Origin of the sequence: Gehongia tenuis, from assembly GCF_014384795.1 — a bacterium.
GTDB lineage: Bacteria > Bacillota > Clostridia > Christensenellales > NSJ-53 > Gehongia > Gehongia tenuis.
Map to the genome: position 1 here is coordinate 1,027,194 of NZ_JACRSR010000001.1, position 19,065 is coordinate 1,046,258.

Below are 19,065 nucleotides of genomic sequence, written 5' to 3' on the forward strand. Positions count from 1 at the left end.
TGCTACCTCACTTGCATTCATACCAGCTCTTCGCCGCGGCAACATCAGCGATGAGCGGAACCTCCAGTTCCATCACCGATTCCATCCGTTCCTTAACCAGCGTCTTGACCCGCTCCACCTCATCCATAGGCGTTTCCACGATGAGTTCATCATGGACCTGCAGGATGAGGTTCGCCTGAAGCTTCTCCGCCCTCAGCGCCTCATCCACGGCGATCATGGCGAGTTTGATGATATCGGCGGCAGTCCCCTGAACGGGGGCGTTCATGGCCGCACGCTCGGCAAAGGCGCGAACGTTGTACTGTCGTGCGTTCAGCTGGGGGAAATAGCGTCTTCGTCCCAGCAAGGTTTCCACGTAACCTTTTTCCTTGCCCTCTTCGATCTGGCGGTTCATGAATTCCTTAATCTTTGGATAACGTTCAAAATACAGATCGATGTATTGGCCCGCCTCCTTCCGGGAAATTCCCAGGTTCTGAGACAGTCCAAAATCACTGATACCATACACGATTCCAAAGTTGACAGCTTTAGCGCTGCTGCGCATATGCGGCGTCACCTCGGCCATGGGTACCCCAAACACTTCGGAAGCGGTGTGGGCATGGATATCCTCCCCGCTTCGAAAAGCCTCAATGAATCGCGGGTCCCCGGACATGTGAGCCAGCACCCGAAGTTCAATTTGGGAGTAATCGGCGTCCACCAGCAGGGATCCCTCCTCCGCCACAAAGACTTTTCGGACCTCCCGGCCAAGTTCGGTGCGCACGGGGATATTCTGCAAATTAGGCTCGGAAGAGGAGAGGCGCCCAGTGGCAACCACCGTTTGGTGGAACACCGTATGCACCCTGCCTCTGCCGTCCACCACCGCCAAAAGACCGTCAATGTAGGTACTCTTGAGCTTGGTGAGCTGCCGGTATTCAATGAGAAGCGGCACGATGGGATGGGCGGTCCGAAGCTGTTCCAGGACGTCAATATCGGTGGAATAGCCGCTCTTTGTCTTTTTCCCCGCGGGCAGCTCCAGCTTCTCAAAGAGAATGGTTCCCAGCTGGCGGGTGGAATTGATGTTGAACTTTTCATCGGCCAGATCGTAAATCATCGCCGTCAAAGTCTCGATACGGGCGGACAGGCTTTCGCCCATACGGGAAAGCTGCTCCGTATCCACGCTGAACCCCAGCTTTTCCATACCGAAAAGAACGCCCACCAGCGGCATCTCCACATCCTCATAGAGAAGGGTGGCGTTGTCGGCAGTCATTCTATTTTGCAGCGGTTCCACCAACTCCCACAGCGTATAGGCGCTGTTCGGGAATGCGCTGGAGAGATAGCGCTCCTTCAGCTGCTCCAAGGGGTATTTCACACTGTCCGTCTTGATCAAATAGGCGGCAATGAGCACATCAAAGATGGTGCCCGACAACTGAACGGTCTCCCGGTCCAGCTCATGCATCACTGTCTTGGCGTCCAGCACGATCTTGTGCACTTTGGAATCCTCCAGCCAGGGCTTCAACACCTGCACCGCCTCGGAATAGGCAATGCCCGGCGTAATGAGATCGCCGCCGAAGGTGATGCGGTACTCCTTTCTCCCGTCGTAGACGCTCATACCCTCCGGTTCCACATAAAGAGCCATCTGAGCCGGAATATAGCCGGATACAGCCGCCTTAAGACCGGCAATGTCACGGATATCCTCTATCTCAATCTCCCTGGGCTGGGGTGCGCTGCCGCTCACCAGTTTCAAGCGCTCCATCAGCTTGCGGAAACCGTATCTTTGAAAAACCTCCGCAGCATTGGTGTCCTCCAACGGCTTCAGTCTGAAGGTCTCAAGCTCCATCTTAAGGGGCACATTCCGGTCAATTTTGGCCAAGCCCTTGCTGAAAAGAGCCTGTTCGCGGTTCTCACGCAGTCTCTCCTGCAGCTTCTTACCGGACACATTATCCACGTTCTCCAGCACCTTTTCCACGGTGCCGAATTCGGAAAGCAGTTTCAGCGCCGTCTTCTCGCCCACCCCGGGCACACCCGGAATGTTGTCGGAAGCGTCGCCCATAAGCCCCTTAAGGTCCACGATCTGTTCCGGTGCAAGCCCGTAGCGTTCCATAAGCTCCGCCGGGCCGTAGTCCACAATTTCGCTGATTCCCTTATGGGTCAGCCAGATCCGGGTCTTCCCGGAGGCCAGCTGCAGGGCATCCCTGTCCCCCGTTACCAGCACCGTGTCCCAGCCGGCCTCCTCGGCCATCCGAGAAACCGTACCCAAAAAATCGTCGGCCTCAAACCCTTCCAGCTGGACATAATGAACCGCCATGCCTTCCAGTACCTTCTTCAGGATATCGAACTGGGGACGAAGCTCATCCGGCGTGGGCTTCCTGCCCGCCTTGTATTCACCATACTGCTCATGGCGGAAGGTGGGTCCATGGACGTCGAAGGCCACCGTAAGATACTCGGGTTTCGCATCCTCCAGAATGCGAAAATACATGTTCATGAAGCCATACACCGCGTTGGTATATTCGCCCCTATCGTTTGTCAAGAGGGGTAAAGCATAAAAAGCCCGATACATCAGGCTGTTTCCATCGATAATTACCAATTTTGCCACACGCACACCCCCGCATACTTCCCTAAATGGTACCATACACACGGCCAAAAATCAAACAAAAGGGCGGTGTACACCGCCCTTTTGAAAACATTCCCAGCCCATCAGATACTGAAGATATTGAACGCACCCAGCACCGAGGTGATCAAAATAGCCAGGATGCACACCGGCGCGATATATTTGATCATCACGGTAAATATTTTCTCCCGTTTAAACTGGGAGGACAGCTTGACCTCCTCGATGATGGTCTTGGTTCCGATGACATAGGCCACAAAAAGGCAGGTCATCAGCGCCACGATGGGCATAATCACCGAGTTTGAGATGAAATCATAGAAGTCGAGGAACGAGAAACCGAGGATGGTAAATTCGCTCCAGGGCCCGTATCCTAGCGAAGAAGTAAGACCGACCACAAATGCACCCAAAAAAACGATGATGCAGGCTTTAGTCCGCTTCCACTTGAATTTGTCCTGGAAGATGGAAACCACCGTCTCCATAAGGGAAATGGACGACGTGAGCGCCGCAAAGAGCACCAGCAGGAAGAACAGGGAGCCGATAATGGTGGGCGCGCCCATGCTCTCGAAAACCTTGGGCAGCGTCTGGAACATGAGGCCCGGTCCTGCTTTCAGGGAGGCTTCGTTGCCGCCGGTAAAAACAAACACCGCAGGCACGATCATAAGACCCGCCAAAAGGGCGATGCCCGTATCGAACCATTCAATCTGCTTCACCGATTTTTCAATATCCGCTTCCTTCTTCATGTAGGAACCGTAGGTGATCATAATGCCCATGGCCAAGGACATGGAGTAGAACATCTGTCCCAAGGCACCCAGCACCGTTTTGATGGAAAATTTGGAGAAGTCAGGCATCAGATAGTACTTCACGCCCTCCCCCGCTCCGGGCAGGGTGACGGCATAGACGGCGACCACCACCGAAAGCACCACCAGCGCCGGCATCAAAAATTTATTGGCCTTTTCAATACCCCGCTTCACACCCAAAAGAACCACGACAAAGGTCAATGCAAGAAAGATGGCAAACCAGACAATGGGCTCCACGGGTGAGCTGATGAAGCCGGTAAAAAAATTATCCCCTGCCGCCGCCGTGTGGCTCCCTCCGAGGAACGTTACGAAATATTTGGTCACCCAGCCGCCGATCACACTGTAATAGGGCAGAATGATCATGGGAACCAAGGACGTTATAATGCCGATAAAAGCGTATTTCTGATTGAGCTTCCGGTAAGCCCCGATGGCGCTCAGCCCGGTCTTTCTACCGATCGCAATCTCCGCCATCATGATTGCAAAGCCAAAGGATACCACCAGCAGAATATACACTAACAAAAAGATACCGCCGCCATACTTCGCGGCCAGGTACGGAAAACGCCAGATGTTTCCCAGACCCACCGCAGAGCCTGCAGCCGCTAGTACAAAACCGATGCGGCTGGAAAAGTTGCTTCTGTTTTCCATTAACCATCCCTCTTTCTATTTTTTGCAGCCCTGCTGCTTATAAACCCAGAAGCGGCAAGAGCCGTTCAGCTATAAAAACCGCCGCCGTCGCGGACAGCGCTACCGGCAGAAGACCCAGCCTTCGATAGGAGAGGATCACCGCCACCGCCAGCCCGCAAAGCGCGGATACCAGATTGGCCGTGGAAGTGAATACCGCTGGAAAAACCATCGCTGCAAGAACGCCGTAAGGCATGTAGATCAAAAAGGATTGAATGAAAACATTCCTGATCTTCTTGCGAAACACCGCAAGGGGAATCATCCTCGGAAGATAAGTGACCCCTGCCATCACGGCGATATAAATCGCTATAAGCCCGTAATTCATGGCTTGTCCTCCTCCTGTTCCCCATCTCCGTTGAAGACTGGAAAGAAGTAGGCGCCCACCGCCGAAGCCGTGACACCGCAGATGATGATCACCCATCCGCTGCTAAGAGAACTGAGCCCTGGTATGTAATGGAACATGCAGCTCATCACCAGCGCCATCACCACCACGATGGTGATGGGTTTTGATGTGCGCATGGGCGGCACGATGATGGCGATAAACATGGCATAAAGAGCGATGCCCAGCGCGCTTTGGATGGACGGAGGCATGAGCGTGCTGGCCATTCCTCCAAGCACCGTTCCGCCAACCCATCCCATATAGGAGCATAGAATGAGTCCCGCCATGTATTTGGCATCCAGCACCCGATTTTCCTGCATGGATACCGCGTAGATCTCATCGGTAACACCAAAGGCAATGGCCAGGCGTTTTCCTATACCTATCCGGCTGTCCAATTTTTGCGACAGCGACAGGGACATGAGCAGATAGCGCAGATTGATGATGAGCAGTGTAAAGGCGACCTCCGCAAAGGATGCCGCCGCCGCTATGAGATCGATGCCCGCAAATTGCCCCGTGCCCGTGAAATTGGTAATGGAGATCAGGATGGGGCTCCAAACGGGCAGTCCCTTCTGCACGGCCAGCATACCAAAGGCAAAGGCCACCGAGACGTAGCCCATACAGATCGGTAGGCCGTCCTTCACACCTTCATAGAAGAGCGAAGGAGCGCCGTTTATCCTTTTACGCAAATCGCATCGTCCTTAACATTCATTAACGTTATAAATCTACCATATTCACAACATGGATACAACCTTAAAAACTAAAATTCTTCTAAATAAAAGAAAAAAGAGCGGAACACCGCTCTTTTTTGGGAAACTGCTATACTTTTTCCCGCCGTTTCTTTACGGCCCGCACGATTAGCCAGATGATAATTCCAACCGGTATCACAACGGCCAGATAGGGCACAATGATCACCAGGAAGAGCACCATGTTTTCCGCAAACTTCACCAGGCTGTTCCAGGAATCCACAAAGACCCTTTGGATGCGCTCGCCCAGATTTGGATCGATGGCGGCGGGCGTTGTGCTGTCCGAAACCTCTCTGATATTGACCGTAATGGTGCTGTATTCCACCATCTGATCGTAGTATTTCAGATTTCCCGTAAGCATGTCGATCTCGTTTTGCAGGTCGTTGAGCTCGGATTGGATGGTCATCACGTCTTCCAGCGTTTCCGCCTGATCCAAAAGCTTCAGCACCTGTTCATGCTGGGCTCTTAAGGCCTCCAGCCGAAGTTCCACGTCCCGATAATCCTGGGTGGCATCCACCACGTCCTCCGTTTTACTGGTAAGCTGACCCAGCTTGGAAGCTTCCTCGATCATTCTTTCATAGCTGTCCTTGGGCACCCTCAGCACGTAAGACGCGGAACGGCCGCCATATTCAGGGTCCTTTTCAAGAGCAATGCCATCGGTGGAGGTATGCTCCACATAGCCGCCCAGCTCTCCAATCTTCTGTTCCAGCTTGCCTACGTCCTCTTCGAAAGCGCTGCTTTCTAAATAGAGATCGGCGTTCTTGATCAGCTTGTCGCCATGGATTGCGGCGCCGCTATCCGAGTCATCGCTTTTTTCCATATCGCGCTTCGGCGCTTCATCGGACAAGGCCTCCTCGGTCGTGGCGTTTTCGGACTCACCACTCTTTTCGCCGCCCGCTGCCGGAGCCCGGTCCATGGGCGCCGCACTGTCTGTGCCGGAATCATTCCGATCAGCGTATTGTGCCGCACCTCCCGTATAGCCATAGCCCCCTTCCGATAGAGCGTACTTCTCATCCTCTGGATGAAGCAAACCCGCCGCATCAAAGACAGCCGTGCCCACAATTAAGAATACCAGGGCTGCAGCGATGGCGACAAATCTTCCGGCAGACCGGCGGCGCCTTTTGGGCTTCGCCGCCGCCACTTGATGCAGCAGTTCATGAACCGTCTCGTTCGGTTCGTCCTCCAGTGCGCCATAGGCTTCGCGCATTCCTTCAATCTCATCGTAGAGCTTGCGGCAGGACGGACAGGTATCGAGATGTTCCATGAGGGCCTTTCGTTCCTCAGGCGTTAGCTGATCCTGCAGATAGCATAGCCTCCTATAATCCTCACAGTTCACTGTGTTCATCCCTCCTACATCTTTTGACGCCGTAACCGCCCAGGAGTTCCATATGGGGCGAAAGTTGATCCCTCAGCTGGGCGCGGGCACGGCTAATGCGGGATTTGAGCGTACCCAAAGAGATATCCAGCATTTCAGCAATTTCATCGTAACTGAAGCCCTGAATATCCCTTAAAACAATAGCAATTTTATGTTCCGGATTTAGATGATTCAATGCACTCATTAGGACGCGCCGCTGCTCCGAGCGGAGCAAGTCCTCCTCAGGAATATCCCGAACGGCAGCCGCACTTTCAAAATGGCCGTTCTCCTCCATCTCATCCAAGGAGGCGGCGCTCTTGCGGGAACGCTTGCGCAGCTCATCCAGGCACACATTGCTGGTCACCCGATAAACCCATGTGGAAAAAGCCGAATCGCCTTTGAAAGTGCCCACATAGCGATACAGCTTAATAAATGTTTCCTGGCAGGCATCCAAAGCCGCCTGATTTTCTCCCATCATTCTCAGGCAGGTTCGATAAATGCCATTTTCATACGATCCAATTAAGGCCTCAAAAGCCTCCCCGCTTCCCCGCTGTGCCCTCCTTAGAAGGAAGGTCTCCTGATCTGTCATACTGAATACCCCCGTCTTCGCTCTCTCGTGCCCATTATAATCTTTAACGGAAGAAAAAGGTATTGATTTTTTTTTGCTTTTGTGCTAAACTTTCCTTCGTTATCGATGTTGTCTGCAACATCTCGTAACAGGATTGTAGCATAATATGGATAACCTCCTAACAGGCCGGTGTGATGGAATTGGCAGACGTGCGGGACTCAAAATCCCGTGGTGGCAACACCGTATCGGTTCGACCCCGATCACCGGCACCAGCGGCGCTCCGCCGTTACAAGCCGCACCTCACGTTGTGGGGTGCGTTTTTCATGCTCATCTCCCGTAGGCTCTGGCGGTCTCGGCCCGCGCATCATCCCAGGAAATCTCAAATAGTTTCCCATCCTGCAACCGATAGATACGATCCATTCCCTCATATCCCAATGTGGCTTCGTCCAAAATGACAATGGGTGCATCCTTCACAATCGCTCTGGCTACCGCCAGTTTTTGCTTTTCTCCTCCGGAGAGTTTGGCCCCATTCCGGCTTATCGTGCTTTTTGGGCAGCCTGCCGATGAACCCATACGCGCCGCTTTGCGCCATAGCCCAACTCATCTTCGACTCGTTGGCGTTCCCGCTCAGATCGATATTATTTAAAACCGTATCATAAAATAAATAGGGGTCCTGACTGACCACAGAGAAAAGATTCCTATAGTCATTTAGACGTAAAAGTGCGATATTGGTTCCACCCATGGAAATTTTACCTTCATCAGGCTGTAAAAAACGCAGCAGCAGATTGAGAATCGTGGTTTTGCCACTGCCATTGGCGCCAATAATCGCAACCTTTTCTCCTGCTTCAACCCGGAAGCTCACATCTTGTAGAACTCTCTTGTTCTCATACTGAAAAGCCACATGCTCAAAGGCCAGGTTCATTTCCTCAGAGGGAGGCTGTCCCCGCTCCCCTCTTCCCACAGATCCAAAAAGGTAAACAGCCTCTCAGCGGAAGGCATAATCCGGGAAAAAGCATAGCGAATGTTCATGATGGAGGCAATGGGTCCGGTAACATAGCTGCTATAGGAGATGAAAGCAAAAACGCCGCCAATGGTGAGCGTGCCATTGCAAATCAAAATACCGCCCAAAATATAAAGCATGGCCGTAACCGACCATTCCAGCATCACTTCATAAAACATATTCCAGGCGTCCAGCATCACATTGCGTTTGTTGTTTTCCAGAACGACACCCTGTTTTTCACAAAAAGTCCGTTCCCGCATCCGATAGAGATTCCAAAGCTTGATCTCCTTGATCCCCTCGATATTGTCGCTAAACCATGCGGAAATATCTCGATTGAGTTCGATCATTTCCCGGATGTACTTTTCTTTACGCTTTGCCAACGCCCGCACCATATAATATTTAATGGGTGCCATGGCGATCACGACCAGCGTCAGTTTCCAACTGATGATCAATAGCCCCACCAGTCCGCTCACCACACGGAACAGATGACTGATGGCCTCACATTGCTGCTGTCCGTGATGGAGGCCACATTGCTGACATCCACGCCAATACTGTTTACAATTTATGAATTGTTTCGATCATTAAAATACTCCATTTTGATATGCAATAGTTTGCCTGGGCAAACAAGGACCCATAGAATTTTCTGTAAATACCGGCAAAAAGCCTGCTCTGAAGGATCTCAATGAATCCCGCCACCATCACTAAAACAAGAAGCAACCCCACCGATTGCAGAATAATGGGCATGTTTTGCTGATCATTCCCTCATCCGTGATATTTCTAACCACCAACGGCTGAAAAAAACCGATCACCGTGGCCGCCGCAAAGCACACCACGATAACGCCCAAACGCGATCGGTAGGGTGCCAAATAGCACAATTATAAAACATTATATGTAGCTATTTAATAAATTCCTCAATCTATGGAAGACCCATGGTAAAGTTCCGTGCCCTGGAAAAATACTCTATGGCAATATGAGCCTCACCAAAACATAGATCCAATGAGCGCATATTCCGCTGCAGAGCCCGCCGAGGGTATGGCACAAAATGGCTTTACCGGTCATTCGGCTGCAGCCAAGAGTATCCATCATTGCCACATGGGTGCTGAGATAACCGCTCCAGCACATGCACATGGCGGTAAAGACAGCAATGTCATTTCCATTCGCAAGGCCCTGCTCCACCATGCGCGGGACAAGGCCAATGGAAGCTCCTGCGGCGCCCAGCGCCGTAATGGGAACGGCAATCCCCTCGGAACTGGTAAAGCCAAAAAGAGGCGAGAGAATAAATTGAATCTTTTCACCCAGCCAGGGCAAAAGTGCAACGCCCTCGTAGGCCGCGCCCGTGTATTCGCCTGAGGCCGAGGGGCCATTGGTCAACAACAGCACGATGGAGCAGATCACCAGTACGCCGGGAATGATGGCCATACCCATGGCTACACCGGACTTGCCCCCATCCAGCATGGCCCCGATAAACCGGGTGCCCACGCTGCCCGGGCGCACGACCCGGTATTTGATCAGATCCACCGCATCCTCCGAGGTGTCCGCATCGCAGGGACTGTCGGGATACTCCTTTTTGGTAAAATGCAGCATGAGCCGCACGCTGACCACACTGCCGATGATTGCTCCGAGATTGCCGATGAGAGCGGGTCCAATAAAGCTCTCCCCTGTAGGCGAGACGATGCCGATCATAAATGCGGTAATGATCATGCCCATGCCAAAAGCCGTGCCGATATTGGTGAGGGCAGGCAGCTGGTATTGTTTGAAATACCGCCGGAATCCTTTATCATCGGCCAGGGTCAAGATAGCAGGATTGTCCGACAGGTAGGTTGCCACCACTCCCAAAATGCTGGCGCCGGGAAGCCCATAGATGGGCCGCATAAGGGGCGACATGAGCTTATTGATCAGGGACACCACACCGAATTCCACTAAAAGGCCGGAAACAGCGCCCGCCAGCACGGCAATGGTCATGATATAAAAGACCGTATCCATGAGCAGCCGATAGGCTGTATTCATGAGCGTATTAAAAAGATTCACCACGCCCATTTCTATGCCAAGCCATGTAAAAAATCCAAGAAGTGCAATCAGAAACACAAAGCTTTCCAGGCTTACCGCCTTTTTAACCGGAGGCCCTTCTCTCTTCACTGCAACCACCCTTTTTCAAAATAAAATTGGCCGCAGGGGGATGCGGCCAATGGGAAAGGTCATCAATAGTTGTCAATCACGCCTTTGGCTACATGAACAATGAAGTCTTGAGCATTGGTCACCATGCTGATAGCGCTCAGGCTGCCACGGTCGTGAAGCTTATTGACCACGAATTCGGAGATATCAATGGTATAGATGTAGAGCGGGCGGACAACGCCGTCCACAATGCGGAACGAAGGCGTCATGTTGCCCGTCGCAATGGTATGAAGCTGGGTTGCCAGGCAGATGACCGTAGTGGCCTTTCGAACCATGTTGCGCATGGCGTTCTGCCCTTCATAAGCGTTGGCAATGACTTCCGGCAGCGGGCCGTCGTCCCGGATGGAGCTGGTCAGCACGAAGGGAACATCATTTTTCACCAGAGCATACATGATGCCGTCCTTGATCCCGTGCTCTTCAATGAAGCTTGGAATGGAGCCGCTGCGGCGAACCAGATTGATTACGTCCAAATGGTTGTAATGTCCATTGGGCTTCAGCTCCTGGGTGTAAATGTCCTGACCCAGTGCAGTCTTCAGCAGCCCGCCCTCAAGGTCATGGGTTGCCAAAGCGTTTCCCGCCATTAGTCCGTCCACGAACCCATGCTCCACCAGCGCCTGCATGGCATTGCGGGCATCGGAATCGAAAGCAAAAGCCGGCCCCATCACCCAAAGAATGCTGCCGTGCTCCTTCTCATATTTGAGCAGTTCATAGAGATTGTCATAGTCCTTGGAGAACGCCGTCTCCCGGGAACGGCCATAGCGGAACACGAAATTATCGGTGGCGCTGCTTTCCTCCTCAAAACCGGTGGTATGCAGATAGATACCCTCCTCGCAGTTCTCACTGCGGCCCAAGATCACCCGGTCTCCCTTTTTTATGTTTCGCATCTCCACAACATCCAGCCGGCCGTCCTCCCGAATCACCACGGAGCTGTCCATGCGGCTCTCCTCGGCCAGCACCCAATTACCGTCGATCTTGAAATACTCGGGATACATGGAGGTGCTGTGATAATAATCGGGGTTTACGCCATCCTTCTCGGCTACGGCCACCTTCACATCGGGGGCGTTTTGAAACTTGGCCTCCTTAAAATCAGGCTCATGATATTCAGGCATTTGAAATGACATGGTCAACACTCCTTAACTTTTTTATTTTGCTTTCTTCGGATCGATCGGACACGATGCGGGTTCCCGCTTCACCCAGGATCGCCTTTGGCGCCTGGTCCAGGGAAGTGATAACGGCTTCGCCCTTCGGGTTGTTCTTCACAAATTCAACGCAGGCTTCCACCTTGGGCAGCATGCTTCCGGGCGCAAACTGGCCGTCCCGCATATGCCCTATGGCCTCCTGAACCGTGATGCGGTCAAGGGGCCGTTGATTCGGGCGGTTGAAATTGACGCATACCCGGTCCACAGCTGTGAGAATCATCAGCATATCGGCCTCCAGATCTTCTGCCAGCTTCGCCGAAGACAGATCCTTATCCACCACCGCATCCACACCCTGGAGCCGGCCGTCCCGTTCCACCACGGGAATACCGCCTCCGCCGGCGGCGATGACCACCACATCCTCCTCCATCATCCTGCGGATAACGTTCAGCTCAAGAATCCTCTGAGGCCGCGGGGAGGCCACCACCCGGCGGAAACCCCGGCCCGAATCCTCCACGAACTGAAAGCCCTTCTCGCTGGCGATCTTCAGGGCCTCTTCCCAGGTATAAAATTTGCCAATGGGCTTGACCGGTTTGCCAAAGGCCGCATCGTCCTCATGAACCAGAACCTGGGTGACGACACTGGCAATCTCACGGCGGAAGCTGCGCTCCCGAAACACATCGTAGAGGGCCTGCTGAAGATGATACCCGATATAGCCCTGGGACATGGCGCCGCACTCCGCCAAGGGGATGATGGGAATATGGGGGCCGTTTGTGGCGCTGTAATCCATCGCCAGGTTGATCATGCCTACCTGAGGACCGTTGCCGTGGGCGACGACGATCCTATGCCCCTTTATGGCAAGATCCGCAATGCAGCCCGCCGCCTTTTGAACTGCGGCAAGCTGGCTTTGGGGCGTATCGCCCAGGGCGTTGCCACCAAGGGCAATCACGATCTTCCTGGATCTCATCGGTTCCACTCCTTATCAGCACAATGTGGCATACATAACCGCTTTGATGGTATGCATGCGGTTTTCCGCCTCGTCAAAGACGACGGAACGCTTGGATTCAAAAATCTCGTCCGTGACCTCCATCTCCGTGAGGCCGAACTTCCTCGCGATATCGGCGCCGATGGTGGTTTTGGTATCATGGAAGGAGGGCAGGCAATGCATGAAGATCGCCGTATCCTTGGCGTTGGCCATGGTTTCCCGGTTCACCTGATAGGGCGTGAGCATCCTGATACGGGACTCCCACACGCTCTCCGGCTCGCCCATGGATACCCAGATATCGGTGTAGAGCACATCCGCCCCTGCAGTGCCTTCCTTCACGTCCTCGGTGAGCGTCACCGTGGAGCCGTTCTCCTTTGCGATCACCCGGCAGGCATCCACCAGCTCCTCCTTCGGGAATAACTCCTTCGGCGCACAGGCGGTAAAGTTCACACCCATTTTGGCCATGGCCACCATGAGCGAATTGCCCATATTATTCCGGGCATCGCCCATGTAGGTGAAGTTGAGTCCCTTAAGCCGCCCAAACTTTTCCTCCAGGGTCAAAAGATCCGCCAGCATCTGGGTGGGATGAAATTCATCGGTGAGACCATTCCAGACGGGAACCCCGGCGTATTCGGCCAGTGTTTCCACCAGTCCTTGGCTGAAACCGCGGTATTCGATGCCGTCAAACATGCGGCCCAGCACGCGGGCCGTGTCCTCAATGCTCTCCTTCTTGCCCATTTGGGAACCGGCGGGATCCAGATAGGTCACCCCCATGCCAAGATCCATACCGGCCACCTCAAAAGCGCACCGGGTGCGGGTGGAGGTCTTTTCAAAGAGCAGCACCGCATTTTTGCCCTCAAGGTAACGGTGCGGCGCGCCGCAGCGCTTCATATCCTTGAAGTTTCTGGCCAGGTCCAAAAGATACCGGATCTCCTCCGGCGAATAGTCGAGCAATTTCAAAAAGCTTCTGCCGCGCAAATTCACCATAACCATTTCTCCTTTTCGTTGATCTATCTTTATTGTAATGATTCTTTTTGCCCTTCGACGGACACCCTTCGCGGATTTCATGGTATTTTAACGCTTTTTTCTGGCACCCATTGGCCCCATATCCGCCGGAAGAGATGGCACAACAGGCATTGCCAAAGGCGTTTAAATACAAAAAAAAGCCCGTCAAATGTCCCTTGCCATCTAGGCATGCCCCCGAAAAAGACGTATAATTGAATCGCAACGATTTTAGGGGAGGACACTATGCCGGATATTGTACGCATGCAGCCCTTGGTCCGTTCCAGGCTGGACCGGAGCAAATTCTGCAGTTTTGACGTGGAGGCCATTGACGGCTCCACCCAGCCTCTCATCCATCAGGAGGCAAGGTTTCTCCTCATCAACAAGGGCGAGGGCAGCATCGTCATTCAGGGTGTCCGCTACGCCCTCAGGCCCGGCGCCTTCGTGGCCATCCTGCCCTGGGAAATCACCGAGGTGACGGAGGTTCTCTCCCCTTTGCAGTATTATCTTCTCATCTATCATTTTGACGGGGTGAACCGGCTCATCAAATCCTTTTATAACGCCGATAACGAACCCATCGATATCATTCGGATGCTGACCAACAGTCCCGTGGTGTACTGCGACAAATATCAGACAGAACGGGTGCGGGAATGCTTTTTGACCCTGCGGGATGAGGTGGGCGTGGAATCCACCCTAACCGAGGGTGAGGCTCAGCCCCTGTCCAGCGTCCACGTGATGAATCAGCTGGTGGAGCTGATGGTGCTTTATATGAGGATTGGCAAAAACACCTCCCCCATCTTTGGCAAAAAGCATCTGCCAGTGGATAAAAGTGAAATCTTCCGCTATATTTACACCCATCTGAACGAAAAGCTGACGCTCAAGACTCTTTCTCACCTGTTTTATATGAGTGAATCCTCCATCAGCCTCTATATCACACAGATGACCGGTCTTTCCTTCTTTGATCTCCTCAATGAGATGCGGGTGGGCAAGACCGCCAATTTCCTGCTGTACACCGATCTCACCTTGGAGGAACTTGCGGAAATCATGGGCTATGTGGATGCTTCCCATATCTCCAAGGTCTTCTCCGCCAGAATCGGTATGAAAATGAGCGAGTACCGCAAAACTTATCAGAAGGTGAACGAAATCTGCAAGTTTTCCGAGAGCAGAGACGCCTACGCTTTGGTCGCCTTCATCTACCGCCATTATGCCGAAGAGCTGAGCGCTCAGAAAGTGGCGGAACGCTTTCATATCAGCAGCACCGAACTCAATCGTACGCTGATGTACCAGGTAGAACAGAACTTTGAGGATTTCCTCAATTTTGTTCGCGTCAACCGGGCCTGCGAGCTTCTGCTCACCACCGACCGCACCGTGATGGAGATAGCTCTTGAGGTCGGCTACCACAACAGCAAGACCCTTACGCGCAACTTCCTTAAGCAAAAGGTCATGACTCCGGGAGATTTTAGAAAACGTATTACCTTGCAGCAGACGAAAAATCCTCTATAATTTTCCTTTGAAGTCGTGCAACCTTTGAATTCAGGATTTCACCATGCTATAATGATCATAGATTTTACGGAAAGAAGGCGTTGTCATGACAGAGGAAGAAAAAATCTTTTCAGGCGTTTTGTTCTCCCCCGGAAATCCTCAACTCAAAGCGATCAAGCTGAAGACTCATAACCTTTGTACCGAGTACAACCAGACCTTCGAGGACGAAACCGAAAAAAGAAAGGAGATTGTCTCCCAGATTTTTGCCGAATTTGGTGAAGGCAGTTTTGTGCAGGGTCCCATTGCTATTCATTACGGCCAGCATACCCATATCGGAAAACACTTTTTTGGCAACTTCAATCTCACCATCCAGGATGACGCACCGGTTACCATTGGTGATGACTGTAATTTTGGCCCCAATGTGACCATTGTCACACCTGTCCATCCCATGCTTCCGGAAGAACGGTATATGATCCGGACAAAGGAAGGCGAAAACAAGCATATGTGCTATGCTAAGCCTGTCAGCATCGGCAAGGATTGCTGGTTTGGCGCCAATGTGGTGGTGTGTCCCGGCGTGACCATCGGCGACGGATGTGTGATTGGAGCCGGCAGCGTCGTGGTCAAGGATATTCCCGCCCGCACCTTTGCCGCCGGAAACCCCTGCAAGGTCATTCGCGAGATCACTGAAAAGGATAGTATGCAATATAAGCCGGAGATCTTAGCAGACAACACTTTGATCGATCCCAAGGAAATTGAAACCCTGCGTTAGAAGAAGATCATAAAAAAAAGCCCGCATCGCTGCGGGCTTTTCTTTTGTCAGTTGTTTTCCTCCTTCAGGGCCTCGATGATGTTTTCCTTTTTGAATTTGGCGCTGGAGTACAGCATGGTGATAAATACGATAGCGAACACGGCTACGATGCAGATCACCACATACAGCCACTGGAAGGAGTAGGTGATGCCGATGCCGCTTCGCATGGCGGCAAACAGACCGAGGCTGGCCAGAATGCCCGCCGGTATGCCATAGATCAGGGACTTGAGGCCGTAAAACAGACTTTCAAAGTTAAGCATTCGGGAAAAGCCTCTTGGCGTCATGCCCACCGATTTCAACATGGCAAATTCCCTTCGCCGGAGACTCACATTGGTGGAAATGGTGTTGAACACGTTGGCTACACCGATCAAGGTAATGAGAGCGATGAAACCGTAGACGAACACCGATACAATGGTCATCATATTTCGGTTCATTTGGGCCTGTTCAGCGATGTTAAAGACATTCTCCACCGTAGCCTTGCTGGAAAGCCGCAGCTCCTGGAGGGAATTCTCCAAAGCGCCGGGGTTCTCCGTTTTGAAATACAGCGTGCTGGTGTCTCTGAAATCCTCGTTAGCCCGAAGATCGGAAACCATGGTTTCAAACACCTCCCGGGATACGATGAGCGCTGCTGAACCTCCGGGAAGTCCAAGGGGGCGCTCCGTTGTCAGTGCCGCGATAGCCACCGAGGTCTTCTGTTCATAGTTTTCGCCGTTGTCATCGAAACTGGACACCTTGACATCCAAAGGTTCCGCCGGAATGCCCGCAAATACATCCATTTCGTTGATCCTAAGATCTCCGTCGTTTTCAAAGTTCTCGTAGACCGCATGATTGATGAAGATGCCTTTGGGCACATTGGGATCAAAGAGCTGGTCTGCATCGATGCCCACTCTTTCCGCCAGCTCCCGGACATTGGCCTCGTCGTAGGCTAAGATGGAATATTCGAGATAAATGCCCGACTCAGACTGCAGCGCCTTATTGGCCTGGGCGGTTAAATCGCTGGAACTCAAGTTTTCCGTCGTACCCCACCGGCTCTGCGCCTGGGCAAATCCATCAATTCCTTCCAGTACGGCGGCATTTTCAATAAACTGCTTGGCCTCCGCTGTTTCGGGATCCTGAAGGATCACATTGACGTCATAGTTAACATCGGTGTAATACATGCTTGTGGACTGTCCGAGGTAGGTGGTAAAGGAAGTCACCGCCAAAAACAGTACGATGCTGATGAAAAGAGAAAAGATGGTCGCTCTGTAACGTTTTTTGCTGCGCTTCAGGTTTTTGTAGGCGAGCTCTCCCTCAATGCCAAACAGCTTCCGAATGATTCTCGGCGATTTCACACTTTTGGCCGTCACCGTCACATCCTTGGTCTGGCGAATGGCCTCGATGGCAGTCACCCGCGAGGCTCTTGCCGCCGGGATGTAAGCGGAAATCATCACCGTCACGAATCCCAGGATCGCTGCGCTGACAATGGACATTGGTGAAACCACAAGGGTTAGACCGCCGCCAATATTCATAAAAGGCGTGAGCAGCGGCTGAATGAGATACAAGGTGGCGCCAATGCCAAACACGCCTGCCAGAAGCCCCAGCGGTATACCGATGAGACTGATGATAGCACCCTCAAAGAAGACCATCTTTCGGATCTGCCGCTTGGTGGCGCCCACGCTGGAGAGCATGCCAAACTGCTTGCCCCGCTCGCTCACCGAGATGGCAAAGGAGTTATAGATCAGCGAGATGGAGCCCACCAGGATGAGTCCGATCAGGATGCCGCTGATGCTGTAGAGCACAGCATTGAAACCGTTGTTGCCGCTGATGCCCATGTACATCAAAAGATCGGAGTTATAGTCCTTCTTCACCGCGGCGCCGGCGCTCAGGGCCATCTCGTCGCCATCCTCCAAAATGGTTCTCGGATTTTTGGCTTCCACCGCGACCTCCACGATGCTGCCCGCCGCAAGGGCGGTATCATCAAGGTAGGTTATAGCCGTAAAACCCGGTGCGGAATAGCGCTCGACATCGGGGCGCTCCATGATGCCCACCACCGTGAAGATGCGCTCTTCCCCACTTGGAACAAAGGTCTCACCGGGGAAATAGGGCATTTTCTGGGACAGATTGGCCAGCTCCTCGTCGCTCATCTGTTTGAGTGTGTCGCCCATGCTGTAATACTCTTCGGGATTTTCTGCCTGTTCCCGTGTCACACTGCGGCTTCCCATGGGCAGCGTGATCTCGCTTCCAAGGGGAATGGTCACTCCGCCGTTGTTTTTGAGATGCTCGGGGAGCACGATTTCATGCTCATTTTCCGGAAGTCTCCCCTGCACCAGATTCACTGCCATCATGGACAGTGCGTTGGTATCGTAGGCCCGAACAAACAGATAGGGTTTTTCCTTGTTCCGGGACTCCTCCATGGGCGCATAGCCCACGTCCAAGAGAATGCCCGCCGTTTTGGTCTTGGCATTTTCCGTAAGATACTTGCTGTTCTCCATCTCCACATCGGAGAATTTGACGTGCCAGCTTCCCGAGCCCTCGATGGCGCCGCGGATCATCAGATCCTGCATACTGGCGGCAAAAGTGGTGATGGCTGAGAGCATGGCGACCGACAGGATCACACCGATGATGGTCACCACCGTGCGTTTCTTGTTCAGCCTTAAATGCTGCAAAGTCAGCTTATTTAAGATACTCATGACGCCCTCCCAGCTCCCAGCTCGGCCACATGACCGTCCACGATGCGGATGATTCGATCGGCCTGATTGGCAATGCTCTGGTCATGGGTGATCATGACCAGGGTTTGGTTGTAGCGCTTGTTGGAGATCTTGAGCAGTTCCACAATCTCCCTTGATGTTTTGGAATCCAGGTTGCCGGTGGGTTCGTCGGCCAGAACCAGCGCCGGACTGTTGATGAGCGCCCGGCCAATGGAAACCCTCTGCTGCTGACCGCCGGAAAGCTGATTGGGCAGATGCTTCACCCGGTCCTCCAAGGAGAGGGTGGTCAAAATTTCATTCATATGCGCCTTATCCACCTTCTGGCCGTCAAGGAGTGTTGGAAGAGCGATGTTCTCCTCCACATTCAGCACCGGGATCAGATTATAAAACTGATAGATGAGTCCGATCTGGCGGCGGCGGAAGATGGCCAGCCGTGTCTCGTCCAGAGAATACACGTCGGTGCCGTCGATGAACACCTTGCCGCCTGAGGGACGGTCCACACCGCCCAGAATATGCAAAAGGGTGGATTTACCCGATCCGGAGGGGCCAATGATCGCCACAAACTCACCCTTCTCCACACTGAAGGATACACCGTCGAGCGCCGTCACACGGGTATCACTGCTGCCGTACACTTTTGTTAAATTCTCTACCCTTAAAATTTCCACTTGGAATACCTCCTTCATCAATCTGAAC

General features: G+C 52.8%; 17 protein-coding genes and 1 tRNA gene. 3 read left to right on the forward strand and 15 right to left on the reverse strand.

Features of this window, described 5'->3' with window-relative positions; translation table 11 throughout:
- Window positions 1-7: 7 nt before the first annotated feature.
- The 6 genes from polA to H8696_RS05185 all read right to left on the reverse strand — a co-directional run bounded on the left by polA (window position 8) and on the right by H8696_RS05185 (window position 7,121).
- Window positions 8-2,566, reverse strand: coding sequence for a DNA polymerase I (polA, locus tag H8696_RS05160; RefSeq protein ID WP_249315465.1), 2,559 nt, complete (start codon window positions 2,564-2,566; stop codon window positions 8-10).
- A 101-nt stretch (window positions 2,567-2,667) separates the two neighbouring features.
- Complete coding sequence (locus H8696_RS05165) at window positions 2,668-4,020, reverse strand: sodium-dependent transporter (RefSeq protein WP_249315468.1); 1,353 nt, start codon at window positions 4,018-4,020, stop codon at window positions 2,668-2,670.
- 37 nt (window positions 4,021-4,057) lie between these two features.
- Window positions 4,058-4,381, reverse strand: coding sequence for an AzlD domain-containing protein (locus H8696_RS05170; protein ID WP_249315470.1), 324 nt, complete (start codon window positions 4,379-4,381; stop codon window positions 4,058-4,060).
- Entirely contained in the window at window positions 4,378-5,121 is a 744-nt protein-coding gene (locus H8696_RS05175) for an AzlC family ABC transporter permease (RefSeq protein WP_249315472.1), read from the reverse strand. The genes H8696_RS05170 and H8696_RS05175 overlap by 4 nt, the downstream gene beginning before the upstream one ends.
- A 130-nt stretch (window positions 5,122-5,251) precedes the next feature.
- On the reverse strand, window positions 5,252-6,523 hold the full coding sequence (locus H8696_RS05180; RefSeq protein ID WP_249315476.1) for a DUF4349 domain-containing protein: 1,272 nt from the start codon (window positions 6,521-6,523) through the stop codon (window positions 5,252-5,254).
- Window positions 6,504-7,121, reverse strand: coding sequence for a sigma-70 family RNA polymerase sigma factor (locus tag H8696_RS05185; RefSeq protein WP_249315482.1), 618 nt, complete (start codon window positions 7,119-7,121; stop codon window positions 6,504-6,506). The genes H8696_RS05180 and H8696_RS05185 overlap by 20 nt, the downstream gene beginning before the upstream one ends.
- A gap of 164 nt (window positions 7,122-7,285) precedes the next feature.
- Between H8696_RS05185 and H8696_RS05190 the strand changes: the two genes are divergently transcribed.
- Window positions 7,286-7,372, forward strand: a tRNA-Leu gene (locus H8696_RS05190).
- 55 nt (window positions 7,373-7,427) lie between these two features.
- On the opposite strand, the gene H8696_RS11385 is transcribed toward H8696_RS05190, so the two are convergent.
- The 7 genes from H8696_RS11385 to argF form a co-directional block, all read right to left on the reverse strand.
- The gene (locus H8696_RS11385) at window positions 7,428-7,595 is read right to left on the reverse strand and encodes a hypothetical protein (protein ID WP_407926369.1); all 168 of its coding nucleotides are present in this window, start codon (window positions 7,593-7,595) and stop codon (window positions 7,428-7,430) included.
- The gene (locus tag H8696_RS05195; RefSeq protein ID WP_249315486.1) at window positions 7,525-8,022 is read right to left on the reverse strand and encodes an ATP-binding cassette domain-containing protein; all 498 of its coding nucleotides are present in this window, start codon (window positions 8,020-8,022) and stop codon (window positions 7,525-7,527) included. Before H8696_RS05195 ends, H8696_RS11385 begins: the two co-directional genes overlap by 71 nt.
- A complete protein-coding gene (locus H8696_RS05200) occupies window positions 8,019-8,666 on the reverse strand; it encodes an ABC transporter ATP-binding protein (protein ID WP_330605373.1) in 648 nt (215 codons plus the stop codon). The genes H8696_RS05195 and H8696_RS05200 overlap by 4 nt, the downstream gene beginning before the upstream one ends.
- A 394-nt stretch (window positions 8,667-9,060) precedes the next feature.
- The gene (locus H8696_RS05205; RefSeq protein WP_330605343.1) at window positions 9,061-10,236 is read right to left on the reverse strand and encodes a CD0519/CD1768 family membrane protein; all 1,176 of its coding nucleotides are present in this window, start codon (window positions 10,234-10,236) and stop codon (window positions 9,061-9,063) included.
- A gap of 62 nt (window positions 10,237-10,298) precedes the next feature.
- On the reverse strand, window positions 10,299-11,393 hold the full coding sequence (locus tag H8696_RS05210; RefSeq protein ID WP_249315490.1) for a putative NPN-dependent ornithine cyclodeaminase: 1,095 nt from the start codon (window positions 11,391-11,393) through the stop codon (window positions 10,299-10,301).
- A complete protein-coding gene (arcC, locus tag H8696_RS05215) occupies window positions 11,374-12,375 on the reverse strand; it encodes a carbamate kinase (RefSeq protein WP_249315492.1) in 1,002 nt (333 codons plus the stop codon). The genes H8696_RS05210 and arcC overlap by 20 nt, the downstream gene beginning before the upstream one ends.
- Before the next feature lie 15 nt (window positions 12,376-12,390).
- On the reverse strand, window positions 12,391-13,380 hold the full coding sequence (gene argF / locus H8696_RS05220; protein ID WP_407926354.1) for an ornithine carbamoyltransferase: 990 nt from the start codon (window positions 13,378-13,380) through the stop codon (window positions 12,391-12,393).
- A 261-nt stretch (window positions 13,381-13,641) separates the two neighbouring features.
- Here argF and H8696_RS05225 point away from each other — a divergent pair, with 261 nt between their 5' ends.
- The gene (locus tag H8696_RS05225) at window positions 13,642-14,898 is read left to right on the forward strand and encodes an AraC family transcriptional regulator (RefSeq protein WP_249315497.1); all 1,257 of its coding nucleotides are present in this window, start codon (window positions 13,642-13,644) and stop codon (window positions 14,896-14,898) included.
- Window positions 14,899-14,983: 85 nt separating this feature from the next.
- On the forward strand, window positions 14,984-15,646 hold the full coding sequence (locus tag H8696_RS05230; protein ID WP_249315500.1) for a sugar O-acetyltransferase: 663 nt from the start codon (window positions 14,984-14,986) through the stop codon (window positions 15,644-15,646).
- A 47-nt stretch (window positions 15,647-15,693) separates the two neighbouring features.
- On the opposite strand, the gene H8696_RS05235 is transcribed toward H8696_RS05230, so the two are convergent.
- The gene (locus H8696_RS05235; RefSeq protein ID WP_249315502.1) at window positions 15,694-18,354 is read right to left on the reverse strand and encodes an ABC transporter permease; all 2,661 of its coding nucleotides are present in this window, start codon (window positions 18,352-18,354) and stop codon (window positions 15,694-15,696) included.
- Window positions 18,351-19,037: an ABC transporter ATP-binding protein gene (locus H8696_RS05240; RefSeq protein WP_249315504.1), complete on the reverse strand. Its 687-nt coding sequence runs from the start codon at window positions 19,035-19,037 to the stop codon at window positions 18,351-18,353. Before H8696_RS05240 ends, H8696_RS05235 begins: the two co-directional genes overlap by 4 nt.
- Window positions 19,038-19,065: the final 28 nt, after the last annotated feature.

Coding starts and splice junctions, on each gene's coding strand:
- H8696_RS05225 (WP_249315497.1), top strand. CDS start 13,642: ATGCCGGATATTGTACGCATGCAGCCCTTGGTCCGTTCCAGGCTGGAC.
- arcC (WP_249315492.1), bottom strand. CDS start 12,375: ATGAGATCCAGGAAGATCGTGATTGCCCTTGGTGGCAACGCCCTGGGC.
- H8696_RS05210 (WP_249315490.1), bottom strand. CDS start 11,393: ATGTCATTTCAAATGCCTGAATATCATGAGCCTGATTTTAAGGAGGCC.
- H8696_RS05195 (WP_249315486.1), bottom strand. CDS start 8,022: ATGAACCTGGCCTTTGAGCATGTGGCTTTTCAGTATGAGAACAAGAGA.
- H8696_RS05230 (WP_249315500.1), top strand. CDS start 14,984: ATGACAGAGGAAGAAAAAATCTTTTCAGGCGTTTTGTTCTCCCCCGGA.
- H8696_RS05165 (WP_249315468.1), bottom strand. CDS start 4,020: ATGGAAAACAGAAGCAACTTTTCCAGCCGCATCGGTTTTGTACTAGCG.
- argF (WP_407926354.1), bottom strand. CDS start 13,380: ATGGTGAATTTGCGCGGCAGAAGCTTTTTGAAATTGCTCGACTATTCG.
- H8696_RS05180 (WP_249315476.1), bottom strand. CDS start 6,523: ATGAACACAGTGAACTGTGAGGATTATAGGAGGCTATGCTATCTGCAG.
- H8696_RS05185 (WP_249315482.1), bottom strand. CDS start 7,121: ATGACAGATCAGGAGACCTTCCTTCTAAGGAGGGCACAGCGGGGAAGC.
- H8696_RS05170 (WP_249315470.1), bottom strand. CDS start 4,381: ATGAATTACGGGCTTATAGCGATTTATATCGCCGTGATGGCAGGGGTC.
- H8696_RS05235 (WP_249315502.1), bottom strand. CDS start 18,354: ATGAGTATCTTAAATAAGCTGACTTTGCAGCATTTAAGGCTGAACAAG.